We start from the raw sequence: 12,696 nt of genomic DNA on the forward strand, positions 1-12,696 counted from the left end.
CTATATATCTAATTCTAGAGCTATTGGACAATGGTCTGAATGCTTAGCCTCTGTTAAAATATAAGCTCTTGATATTTTATCTTTTAAAGATTTTGAAACCATCGCATAATCTAATCGCCAACCTTTATTATTTGCTCTAGAATTTGCTCTATAACTCCACCAAGAATATTCTTGTTTCTCTTGATTTAGGAAACGAAAACTATCTATAAATCCGCTATTAATAAACTCGCCAATCCAAGTTCTTTCTTCCGGTAAAAATCCAGAAACTCCTTTCATTTTTGGATTGTGAATATCTATTGCTTCGTGACAAATATTATAATCGCCACAGATCACTAAATTAGGAATTTCTTTTTTTAAATTATTGATGTATTCTTGGAATTGCTCCATATAATTGAACTTAAAGTTGAGCCTTTCTGAATTTGTTCCCGAAGGCAAATACAAGCTCATAACAGATACCTCATCAAAATCTACTCGTAAATTTCTACCTTCGAAATCCATAGAATCAACTCCTGTTCCGTATTCTATATGATTTGGTTTTTCTTTACAAAAAACAGCCACTGAAGAGTAGCCTTTTTTCTGGGCAGAAAACCAATAATGGTAAGGATACCCTGCATTTTCAAATTCAGAAAGATCTAATTGTTCTTTGTGTGCTTTCGTTTCTTGGAGGCAAATTACATCTGGATTTGCAGCTTGTAACCAATCTAAAAAACCTTTTTTTAAAGCCGCTCTGATTCCGTTTACGTTATATGATATTATTTTCATCTAGTTTAAAAAGATTGGTTCTTTTAAAAAAAACCAAGTTATTTGAGTTTTTTCTCCTGTTTGTATTTTTATTTTCTTCTTTTTTGGCGATAAGAAAAAAGCGATAGCACTAGTTGTAAAAGTTCTCATAAAAAAATTCTCAATATTTAATACTACATCAAGAATAAATAGAATCAATGGAAAAATTATCCAATATATATATTTTAATAATTTCATTTTATAAGTACTTTATACTTCTTAAGTAATGCTATCAATTTAATTCAGAAAGGACTTAGGATAGGTTCATTTCTGGAATTTCTCCATCAATAATCAAAGTTCCTTCTGTAGCATTTTGAATCTCTTCAATAGAAACTCCAGGAGCTCTTTCTAATAAATTAAATGCATTATTTTTCACTTCTAAAACAGCCAAATTAGTAACTACTTTTGTTACACAACCGACTCCTGTTAAAGGCAAAGAACATTGTTTCAAAATTTTAGATTCACCCCGTTTGTTAGTGTGCATCATGGCTACAATAATGTTCTCTGCAGATGCAACTAAATCCATTGCACCACCCATACCTTTTACCATTTTTCCTGGAATTTTCCAGTTGGCAATATTTCCATTCTCAGAAACTTCCATCGCTCCTAAAATCGTAAGATCAACATGTTTCCCACGAATCATAGCAAAGCTCATTGAAGAATCAAAAAAGCTTGCACCTGGCATGGTAGTTATAGTTTGTTTTCCTGCGTTTATAACATCGGCATCTTCTTCGCCTTCAAATGGGAAAGGCCCCATTCCCAAAACACCATTTTCACTCTGAAATTCTACTTCTATGTCATTACGAACATAGTTAGCGACAAGCGTTGGAATACCAATTCCTAGATTTACATAAAACCCGTCTTGAACTTCTTGTGCAATTCGTTTTGCAATACCAATTTTATCTAAAGCCATATCTAATTTCTTTGTCTTACTGTTCGTTGCTCAATTCTTTTCTCATATTTTTCACCTTGAAAAATACGTTGTACAAATATTCCTGGAATATGAACATTATTTGGATCTAACTCGCCAACTTCGACCATTTCCTCTACTTCTGCAACGGTAATTGTTGCTGCTCCACACATATTTGGATTAAAATTTCTTGAAGTTCCTTTAAAAATTAAATTCCCTGCAGCATCACCTTTCCAAGCTTTTACGAAAGCAAAATCCGCTTTAAACGCATCTTCTAACACATACATTTTTCCATCAAACTCTCTAGTTTCTTTACCTTCGGCAACTTCAGTTCCATAGCCTGCTGGTGTGTAAAATGCTGGAAACCCTGCTTGTGCTGCTCTGCATTTTTCGGCTAAAGTTCCTTGAGGCGTTAACTCTACTTCTAATTCTCCTGATAACATTTGACGCTCAAACTCATCATTTTCACCAACATAAGAAGAAATCATTTTCTTAATTTGTTTATTTTGAAGTAATAAACCCAAACCAAAATCGTCAACACCTGCATTATTAGAAATACAAATAACATCTCTAATATCTCTTTTTACCAATTCAGAAATTGCATTTTCAGGAATACCACACAAACCAAAACCTCCTAACATAAAAGTCATTCCGTTTTTTACACCTTTTAAAGCTTCTTGAACATTATTTACTTTTTTGTTTATCATGTAATCTATCTTTTATGATGGGTTTGTAAGTTATTAAAATATTAAATCAATATCTATTAAAAATTAGTGTCTTCATCAGGAATTTCATTTTTATCCTCTTCTGGTTTTTCTTCACATTTAATATTGATTGATAAATTTTCAGGCTTTTCAAAATCTTCTTTACTGATATTTAACGTTTTATCAGCATAACATTTTTTCATGAATAAAGCCCAGGAAGGCAGAGACATAGTTGCTCCCTGACCTTTTGTGATACCTGCAAAATGTGTTGCTCGATCTTCACCACCTGTCCAAACACCTGTGGCTAGATTTGGCACAATCCCCATAAACCAGCCATCAGATTGATTTTGAGTAGTTCCTGTTTTTCCGGCAATTGGGTTTTCAAATTTATAAGGAAAACCAGTAACTACTTTCCCTCCTGAAGTCCAGTTTGAACGCAATCTAATTCCCGAACCAGACTCTGTTACACCTTTTAATAAATCCAAAATTACATAGGCAGATTCTTCACTTAAAACTTCCTGCATTTCTGGAATAAAATCTTTTAAAACAGTTCCGTTTTTATCTTCAATTCTTGTAATAATCATCGGACTAACTCGCAAACCTTTATTTGCAAATGTACTGTAAGCACTAACCATTTCTAGTAATGATAAATCCACTGCACCAAGCGCAATTGATGGATTTGCTTGAATTTTAGTTTTAATCCCTGCAGCTTCTGCCAAACGGACAACATTTACTGGAGCTACCTTATCTATTAACCTGGCAGACATTGTATTCACAGAACCAGCTAAAGCATCCTTTAGAGTTAACATTCCTCCATATTTATCGTTCGAATTTTTTGGGCTCCAATCTTCTGGAATTCCATATTTTCCTTGAGGAATTGTATAAGGTGTATTTGGTAATTTATCACAAGGAGACATTCTTAACTGATTAATTGCAGTGGCATATACAAATGGTTTAAATGTTGAACCTACTTGCCTTTTTTGTTGAGCAACCGCATCATACTTAAAGTGTTTATTATCTATACCACCAACCCAAGCTTTTATATGCCCTGTTTGTGGCTCTATGGATAATAATCCTGAACGTAGAAAATGTTTGTAATATCTAATAGAGTCTATAGGAGACATAATTGTATCAATATCACCTTTCCAAGAAAAAATTTTCATTGCTGTTTTTTTCTTAAATATTTCATCAATTTCTTTTGATGATTTTCCTACTTTTTTTAAACGTTTATATCTTTCAGAATTCTTTTTTGCTCGCCTATAAATTCCTCTAATTTGACTTTTTTCAATATCGTAAAATGGCGCTATTCTATTTCTTTTCTGTTCTTTAAAAAAGGCCGATTGTAAATTCGCCATATGTTCTTTTACAGATTCTTCCGCATATTGTTGCATTCTTGAATCTATAGTTACATAAATTTTTAATCCATCACTAAAAATATCATATTCTTCACCATTTGGTTTTGGGTTGTTTTGCACCCAAATACGCATCATTTTTTGCAAATGTGTTCTAAAATAAGTTGCAGAACCGTCACTATGGCTCTCTGGCTTATAATTTAGGGTTAATGGTAATTGTTGAAGATTAATTTTATCACCTTCTGTAATAAAGTTGTTTTTTGTCATTTGTAATAAAACAACATTTCGTCTTTGTTTTACTTTCTCTTCTCTTCTTAAAGGATTAAAATAAGAGGAATTTTTTAGCATCCCAACTAACATTGCAGATTCTTCTATTGCTAAATCTTTTGGTTCTTTACCAAAGTAAATTCTTGCTGCTGAACGTATACCAACTGCTTGATTAAGAAAGTCGTATTTATTTAAATACATAGCAATAATTTCTTGCTTTGTATATTGTGTTTCTAGCTTAGTTGCTACAACATACTCCTTCATTTTTTGTCCAATTCTTTTAAAAATGTTTCTAGATGGTTTTCCAGTAAATAACATTTTTGCTAACTGTTGAGTAATCGTGCTTGCACCACCACTTCCTGGTTTTAAAATAGCTCTTCCTAAACCTTTAAAATCAATTCCTGTATGATCGTAAAAACGCTCATCCTCTGTTGCTACTAAAGCATTTATCAAATTTTCTGGCAACTCTTTAAACTTAACAGGTGTTCTATTCTCTTTAGCGTATTTACCAATAGTAACGCCATCTGCAGAAATAACTTCTGTTGCTAAATTTGTTTGTGGATTTTCTAATTCTTCAAAAGTTGGTAATGCTCCAAAACCACCTTTTGAGGTTGTAAAAAAAAGCAGAAATATTATCAGGAATCCTACTGCAGCTATTCCCCAAAACCAGATTAGGTATTTTTTAAAATTTAGTGTTTCTTTCTTTGCCATTTTATTCTATTTTTTCAATGCTGAGGCCCACATCTTGCACGCCTTGTAAAAACGGAATTACTTTTACTTCTCCATTTTTTCTCATTGCGTGCCGTATACTGAATATATATTTACCCGATTCTGGAAATACTTTTGCTTCCTTATAAAATAATTTATTTTCTTTAATATCTGTGAATCCTTTTCCTAAAAAATGACCAAATTTATCTGACATTTGGTATTGTAATGTATCCACAATTTTATTCCCATTTGGAAAATTCAGCTCTGTAATTACATACAAATTACTATACGGATACTTTTTATTATTTCTAATATTGATAAACAAATCTTTAGGTGTAATTGTATCTTCGACATCAAACTCAATAGAAATATTTTTGTTAGCCTCCCAGGAAGCATTTTGTAATGATTTATATTTAGTAAACACTATTCTATCATTACATGAAAAAAGAAAAAGAAGCCCAATCAAAAAAGTGAAAATTCTATTTTTCTTGAGAATCATTTCCATTTTTAGATCTGTTATTGTTTCTATTTCTATTATTCCTTCTTGGCTTGTTCGCCTTAACTCCCTCAGCTTTTGGCTGATTTGGTTTTGTGTTAGCTCCCGGTTTTGCAACAGGTTTTTGCTTCTGATTTGGATTTTGTTTCGATTTTCTGTTCTGTTGTTGTTTTTGAGAACTACCATTTGATAGTTTTACACCCGCAGCAACTGGTTTCTTTTTTCTATTATTTCTTCTGCGTTTACTTGTCTTTGGAGCATCAAAACGGGTTAGACTGTCCTGCCCAACAGCATCTTCAAAATTCACTTTTTCAGGAATTTCTATATCAGATTCATACTCTTCTAACGAAACAGATTTTTCGTCATTTTTGTTCAATTCAATTATTTCTTGAACCTGTTCTAATGTCAACCTAAACCATTTAAAACGTTCCTGTTTATAAGTATACCAGAGATGTTTTTTAAAGATATCCATCTTGATAAAAACAGCTTCACCTTTTTCAGTTTTTAAAACTACATCTTGTTTTGGGAACGACTTTAAAGCATCTAAATACGTGTCTAACTCAAAATTTAAGCAACATTTCAACTTGCCACATTGACCTGATAGTTTTAACGGATTCAAAGACAACTGCTGATAACGAGCGGCAGATGTACTTACTTTTCTAAAATCTGTTAGCCAAGTAGAACAACATAATTCTCTACCACAAGAACCGACTCCTCCTAATCTCGCGGCTTCTTGCCTTGCTCCTACTTGTTTCATTTCTACACGAATAGAAAATGCACTCGCTAAATCTCTAATCAGTTGTCTAAAATCTACTCTTGCTTCTGCAGTATAATAAAAAGTTGCTTTATTTCCATCTCCTTGATATTCAACATCAGAAAGCTTCATTTGCAAACCTAATCTTCCTAAAATTTCTCTTCCTCTTCTTTGGGTTTCTACTTCTTTAGCCCTTGTAGCTTGCCAAATATCTATATCTTTTTGAGAAGCCTTTCTGTAAATTTTCTTAATTTCTTCACTATCATGAGAAATTTTACGTTTTTTCATTTGCACTTTAACCAACTCGCCTGCTAAAGAAACTGTACCTACATCATGTCCTGGAGAACTTTCTACAGCCACAACATCTCCCATAGAAATAGTTAGATTTTCTGTGTTTTTAAAAAAATGTTTTCGTCCGTTTTTAAAACGAATTTCAAAAATATTAAAGCGCTCTTCGCCGCTTGGTAAAGTCATGTTAGAAAGCCAATCAAAAACGGCTAGTTTCTCACTACCACTTCCACAAGTTCCTGTCCCACAATTACCATTACTCTTGCAACCTTTTGGTACTCCATTTTCTGTTGTACCACAACTTCCACATGCCATGTAAGTAAATATATTTTTATAGTTAATATTCTCTACGGCTTATTTTCAGCAGCAAATCTGCTAAAAACCCAACCCTAGAGTTTAAAAACCTCTTGGTTCGTAAATTGATTATCAAGCTGATAACAAAACACAACTTAACAATGACTAATCAGTAAATATACGGAATCTGAGGGAATCTTAAAAGCTAAATTTTCAACAAAGAAAAAGGCTTCTAAATTGAGTGGTTTAAGTCTTATTTTAAAGAAATCACTTCTTAAACCTCAACACTTCACTACGCCCTTTTTTAAAGATTTTATTGCTATTTCCCTTGCCTTTTCTCAATTCTTTTTGTGCTGAAAAAGACAATTGAATTACCTCTTGACAATCTATAGAACAAGTATTTTCCATACTTTCTGAGCATTCATCACACTGTATAAAGAGTAAATGGCAGGCTTCGTTGGCACAATTTGTATGTGTATCACAAGATTTTCCACATTGGTGACAATTAGAGACTACATCATCGGTAATTTTTTCTGCTCTTCTATGGTCGAATACAAAGTTTTTACCTATAAATTTATTTTCTATGCCCTCAGATTTTACTTGACGTGTGTATTCTATAATTCCACCCTCAAGCTGAAAAACATTTTTGAATCCTTTGTGTTTGTAATATGCAGATGCTTTTTCGCAACGAATTCCGCCAGTACAATACATCAATAAATTTTTATCTTCTTTATTATCTTTCAAATCTTCTTCAATAATATCTAAAGAATCTCTAAATGTATCTACATCTGGTGTAATTGCTCCATCAAAATGACCAATTTCACTCTCATAATGATTGCGCATATCCACACAAACTGTATCAGGATTTGCCAACATCTCATTAAATTCCTTCGCATTTAAATGAACACCCTTAGCGGTTACATCAAAAGTTTCATCATTTAAACCATCGGCAACAATTTTGTTTCTAACTTTTACCTTTAACTTTAAAAAAGACTTATTATCGTGTTCAATAGCTACATTTAACCGAATATTTTCTAAAAAAGAAATACTATCTAATTGGTCTTTTAAAGCATAAAATTTTTCGGAAGGAACAGATAATTGAGCATTGATACCTTCGTAAGAAACGTAAATTCTACCAAGCACATCTAAAGCGTTCCATTCTAAGAATAACTTATCTCTAAATAATTGTGGATTTTCTATCTTATAATATTGATAGAATGATATCGTGAGGCGGTCTTTACCAGCTTCATCAATTAATGCAGCGCGTTCTATAGCGCTTAACTTATTGTACAGTTGCATGCTATACTAATTAGGTTAAACAAAATATTTTTGCAAATGTAGTTAATTTTTAAAATTGAATTCTTCAAAAACGGAACCATTTATATCCTTAATTTTCAATTCACAAATACTACAAGGATTTCTTAAATAATTCTAAAACCTAACTTTTATCATATTTTAGGAAATACTTACCCATTAAATTTGTAGTTCATAAAAAGAATACATAAAATTTTAAATACATAAAGTGATGGAAATAGAAGAATTAATCTTAGAAAAACCAAAAAGTGAAGGGTTTAAAAAAGGAGTTTGGAATACCTCTATTAACGTTAGAGATTTTGTTGTAAAAAACATTATCTCTTACTTTGGAGATGCCCAATTTTTAGTCGGCGCAAGTGAAAAAACTCAGAAACTATGGGAAGTTTGTAAAAAAGCAACTGAAATAGAAAGAAAAAAAGGTGGAGTTCACTCTGTTGATACAGAAACTATTTCTAGAATCTCAAATTTTGAAGCAGGTTATATAGACAAAGAAAATGAAGTGATTGTTGGTTTACAAACTGATACTCTTTTAAAAAGAGCTATGAAACCTTTTGGGGGTTATAAAGTAGTTCAAAAAGCACTAAAAGAACAAGGTTTAAAACCAAGTGAAAATATTAATACATTATTCACTAAATACGTAAAAACACACAATGATGGTGTTTTTGCTGCCTATAATGCTGAAATCAAAAAATTTAGATCCTTAGGTTTTTTAACAGGGTTACCAGATAATTATGCACGTGGCAGAATTATTGGTGATTATAGACGTGTTGCTTTATACGGAATTGACAAATTAATTGAAGTTAAAAAACATGATTTAGCAAATATTGAAGGGCCAATGACAGATGCCGTAATTCGTTTAAGAGAAGAGGTTTCTGAACAAATTAAAGCATTAAAAGAGATGATCGTAATGGGTAATCATTACAATTTAGATTTAAATCGTCCTGCAGAAAGTGCACAAGAAGCGGTTCAATGGACATATATGGCATACTTGGCTGCTGTAAAAGAGCAAGATGGCGCTGCCATGTCATTGGGTAATGTTTCTACTTTTTTAGATATTTTTATTGAACAAGATTTACAAAACGGTATTATAACTGAAGTGGAGGCACAAGAATATATAGACCAATTTGTAATGAAACTAAGAATGGTGCGTCACTTAAGAATGGCTGCTTATGATGAAATTTTTGCTGGAGACCCAACTTGGGTAACTGAAGCAATTGGTGGTATATTAAATGATGGACGTTCTAAAGTAACAAAAACTGCTTTCCGTTTCTTACATACTTTATACAACTTAGGCCCATCACCAGAACCGAATATTACTGTTTTATGGTCTCCTTTATTACCATCAAACTTTAAAAAATTCTGTGCAAAAGTTGCTATTGATACTTCATCTATACAGTTTGAAAATGATGATTTAATGAGAACTTTAAGAGGTTCTGATGATTATGGAATTGCTTGTTGTGTTTCTTATCAAGAAATTGGAAAACAAATTCAATTTTTCGGAGCAAGAACAAACTTAGCTAAAACATTATTACTAGCTGTAAATGGGGGAAAATGTGAAATTACAGGAACTCAAATGGTTGATGGAATTGAAGCTGATGATAATGAATATTTAGACTTCGATAAAGTAATGGTTAACTTTAAAGTAGCTATGAAACAAGTAGCTCGTGTTTACAATGATGCCATGAACATTATTCATTATATGCATGATAAATACTACTACGAAAAAGCTCAAATGGCTTTAATTGATACAAACCCACAAATTAATATCGCTTATGGTATTGCAGGTTTATCAATTGTAGCAGATTCTTTATCAGCAATTAAATATGCAAAAGTAAAACCTATTAGAAATGAAGAAGGTTTAACTGTAGATTTCAAGATTGAAGGAGAATTTCCTAAATATGGAAATGATGATGATAGAGTCGATATTTTTGCTCACAATAGTGTTGAAGACTTCAATAATGAATTAAAAAAATTAAAAGTTTATAAAGACGCAGATCCTACAATGTCTGTATTAACAATTACATCTAATGTAGTGTATGGTAAGAAAACCGGAGCAACACCAGATGGTAGAGCTTCAGGTATCCCTTTTGCTCCTGGCGCAAACCCAATGCATGGGCGTGACACAAATGGCGCAATTGCTTCTTTAAATTCTGTTGCTAAAATAGATTATAAAGATTCCCTTGACGGAATTTCTAACACATTCTCTATTGTTCCAAAATCTTTAGGAGCTACTGAAGAAGAGAGAATAGACAATTTAGCAGCTACCTTGACAGGATACTTCGAACACGGCGCACAACACCTTAATGTAAATGTATTAGATAGAAAAACTTTAATAGATGCCATGGAGCACCCAGAAAATCATCCGCAATTAACGATTAGAGTTTCTGGATACGCTGTTAATTTTATAAGATTAACCAAAGAACAACAAATGGAAGTTATTTCGCGTTCGTTCCACGAATCTATGTAGTGCTTTTTATTTATTCATAAGGGGTTCAAAAAAACAATTGACTCTTAAAAGAGCTTACTTTTTTAGAAAAGTACTATCAATTTTTTTTGAATCCCTTTTTTTATTCACTTAAATATCAGAAAAATTAAAACTTCAGAAAACATATTAAACGTTCATTCTATAGAGTCATTTGGAACTCATGATGGACCAGGAATTAGAATGGTTGTTTTTTTACAAGGATGTAAATTAAAATGCCAATACTGCCACAACCCAGATACAATTGATACGCATGGAGGAGAAGAACATCATATTGAAGATTTGGTGCAAAGAGCTATAAAAATGAAATCATATTTTGGTGAAAAAGGTGGCGTAACCGTATCTGGAGGAGAACCTTTATTACAAGCTCATAATCTTATTTCTTTCTTCAAAAGATTAAAAGAAGAGGGAATTCATACTAATATTGATACCAATGGTCGAATGTTAAATCACCCTGTTATTGAGTTATTAGATGATTATGCAGATTTGGTAATGTTAGACATTAAACACATGACTGAGGAAGGGTTTCAAAAAATCACCGGTAAAAAAAATAAAGAAACTACCTTCAATTTTGCTAAACACAGAGAAGCTTCTGGCAAAAAAATGTGGTTGCGGTATGTCTTAATACCAGAAATTACAAATACTCCTGAATTATTGCATCAATTAGGTAACTATTTTAAAGATTACACCACAATAGAGCAAATAGAATTGCAACCTTATCACAAATTAGGCATCCATAAATGGGAAGCTTTAGGTTGGGATTACGAATTGAAAGATGCAAGAGAAAACACTCAAAAAGAATTAAAAGAAGCGTCCACTATTTTAAGCAACTATTTTGATAAAGTTAAAATTAATTAAATAATGAACACACCAAAACTAAAAAATAGATGGTTAATTGCAGCATCTGCTGTGGGTATTCATATTTCCATAGGATCTGTGTATGCATATTCTGTAATGACAAATCCAGTAAAAGAAATATTTGATGTTGAAGGAAGTGTAATTAAATGGGCGTTTAAAATTGCCATTTTATTATTAGGGTTGTCAGCAGCACTTTTGGGTCGCTGGGTAGAAAAAGTAGGTCCGAAAATTAGCGGAACCACAGCAGGAATTTTATATGGAATTGGTATTTTAGGTTCAGGTTTAGCAGTTGAAATAGAATCTCTAACCTTATTTTACTTATTTTATGGAGTTATCGGTGGAATCGGTTTAGGAATAGGATATATAACACCAGTAAGTACATTAGTAAAATGGTTTCCAGATAAAAGAGGATTAGCAACAGGAATGGCAATAATGGGGTTTGGTTTTGCCGCATTAATTTTTGGTCCAGCAATGGCGAAATTATTTGAAATCGTTGGAGTTTCAAATGCATTTTACATTTTAGGAGTAATCTACATGATTTTAATATTGACATCTTCAAGATATATTGAAAGACCTCCTGAAGGTTATCTTCCTGCTGGCTTTAAAGAAGGTGAAGGAAAAATAATTGAAGAAGATATTTCTAATATTACCGCAAATGAAGCGCTAAAGTCTACTCGTTTTTATTACATATGGATTATGATGTTTATTAATATTGCCTGTGGCATTGCAATTATTTCTGCAGCTAGTCCAATGATGCAAGAAAAATTAAATTATTCACCCATGGAAGCGGCAGCAATTGTTGGTTTTATTGGGGTTTTCAATGGTTTAGGTAGAATTATTTGGTCTTCATTGTCAGATTATTTAGGAAGAGCAAATACTTTTATTATTTTCTTTGCTTTCCAAATTTTAGCATTTTATTTCTTACCAAAAATTGGAGTTGAAAGTATTTTCTTAATTGTACTTTTTACCGTAATTACTATGTATGGAGGTGGTTTTGCAACATTACCCGCATTCTTAGGTGACTTATTCGGAACCAAACAACTGGGAGCAATTCACGGAATGGTATTGGCTGCTTGGGCATTAGCAGGTGTTATTGGACCTACAGTTTACGATATGGTGAAGGAACAAACTGGTTCTTTAGATACAACTCTGGTCATTTTTGCAGGATTATTTATAATTGCGCTAATTGTTTCTATTATGATGAAGATTTCAATTACAAAATACAAGGGTTTAAAAGTTCAAAAATTAAGTGCGGTAGCATAATTCATTTTATTTAAACTAAATAATAGAGAAACACTCACATATGGGTGTTTCTCTATTTTAAAAAAGGATTTTGTGTATTAATAATTAATGTATATCTCGCCATAAAGAATTTAACCAAAACAATTGTTATGAAGTATTTATTAGTTGCTATAGCCTTATTTTTATGTGTTAATATTAAATCCTAAGAGCTGCCAAAAAAATCTAAAATATTCGTTGGAGTAATTAA

At 32.1% G+C, this 12,696-nt stretch carries 10 protein-coding genes; 3 read left to right on the top strand and 7 right to left on the bottom strand.

Going from position 1 to position 12,696, the window contains the following annotated elements; translation table 11 throughout:
* The 7 genes from BLT88_RS13225 to BLT88_RS13260 form a co-directional block, all read right to left on the bottom strand.
* The gene (locus BLT88_RS13225) at window positions 1-762 is read right to left on the bottom strand and encodes an exodeoxyribonuclease III (RefSeq protein ID WP_091955352.1); all 762 of its coding nucleotides are present in this window, start codon (window positions 760-762) and stop codon (window positions 1-3) included.
* 271 nt (window positions 763-1,033) lie between these two features.
* Complete coding sequence (locus BLT88_RS13235) at window positions 1,034-1,693, bottom strand: 3-oxoacid CoA-transferase subunit B (protein WP_091955356.1); 660 nt, start codon at window positions 1,691-1,693, stop codon at window positions 1,034-1,036.
* A gap of 2 nt (window positions 1,694-1,695) precedes the next feature.
* A complete protein-coding gene (locus BLT88_RS13240) occupies window positions 1,696-2,397 on the bottom strand; it encodes a CoA transferase subunit A (protein ID WP_036782725.1) in 702 nt (233 codons plus the stop codon).
* A gap of 56 nt (window positions 2,398-2,453) precedes the next feature.
* The gene (locus tag BLT88_RS13245; protein WP_091955358.1) at window positions 2,454-4,724 is read right to left on the bottom strand and encodes a penicillin-binding protein 1A; all 2,271 of its coding nucleotides are present in this window, start codon (window positions 4,722-4,724) and stop codon (window positions 2,454-2,456) included.
* Window position 4,725: 1 nt separating this feature from the next.
* Window positions 4,726-5,145 carry a gliding motility lipoprotein GldH gene (locus BLT88_RS13250; protein ID WP_231960009.1) on the bottom strand — a complete coding sequence of 140 codons (420 nt, stop codon included), beginning with the start codon at window positions 5,143-5,145 and terminating at the stop codon, window positions 4,726-4,728.
* A 55-nt stretch (window positions 5,146-5,200) separates the two neighbouring features.
* Window positions 5,201-6,574 carry a regulatory iron-sulfur-containing complex subunit RicT gene (locus tag BLT88_RS13255; protein ID WP_091955360.1) on the bottom strand — a complete coding sequence of 458 codons (1,374 nt, stop codon included), beginning with the start codon at window positions 6,572-6,574 and terminating at the stop codon, window positions 5,201-5,203.
* A 246-nt stretch (window positions 6,575-6,820) separates the two neighbouring features.
* Window positions 6,821-7,852 (bottom strand): rhodanese-related sulfurtransferase, encoded by a 1,032-nt coding sequence (locus tag BLT88_RS13260; RefSeq protein WP_091955362.1) that lies wholly within the window; start codon window positions 7,850-7,852, stop codon window positions 6,821-6,823.
* 226 nt (window positions 7,853-8,078) lie between these two features.
* Between BLT88_RS13260 and pflB the strand changes: the two genes are divergently transcribed.
* The 3 genes from pflB (at window position 8,079) to BLT88_RS13275 (ending at window position 12,470) form a co-directional block, all read left to right on the top strand.
* A complete protein-coding gene (pflB, locus tag BLT88_RS13265; protein WP_091955364.1) occupies window positions 8,079-10,334 on the top strand; it encodes a formate C-acetyltransferase in 2,256 nt (751 codons plus the stop codon).
* Window positions 10,335-10,493: 159 nt separating this feature from the next.
* Window positions 10,494-11,207, top strand: coding sequence for a pyruvate formate-lyase-activating protein (gene pflA / locus BLT88_RS13270; RefSeq protein WP_297799643.1), 714 nt, complete (start codon window positions 10,494-10,496; stop codon window positions 11,205-11,207).
* A 3-nt stretch (window positions 11,208-11,210) separates the two neighbouring features.
* On the top strand, window positions 11,211-12,470 hold the full coding sequence (locus BLT88_RS13275; protein WP_091955365.1) for an OFA family MFS transporter: 1,260 nt from the start codon (window positions 11,211-11,213) through the stop codon (window positions 12,468-12,470).
* The last annotated feature ends 226 nt before the right edge of the window (window positions 12,471-12,696 follow it).

Origin of the sequence: Polaribacter sp. Hel1_33_78 (assembly GCF_900106075.1) — a bacterium.
Lineage (GTDB): Bacteria > Bacteroidota > Bacteroidia > Flavobacteriales > Flavobacteriaceae > Polaribacter.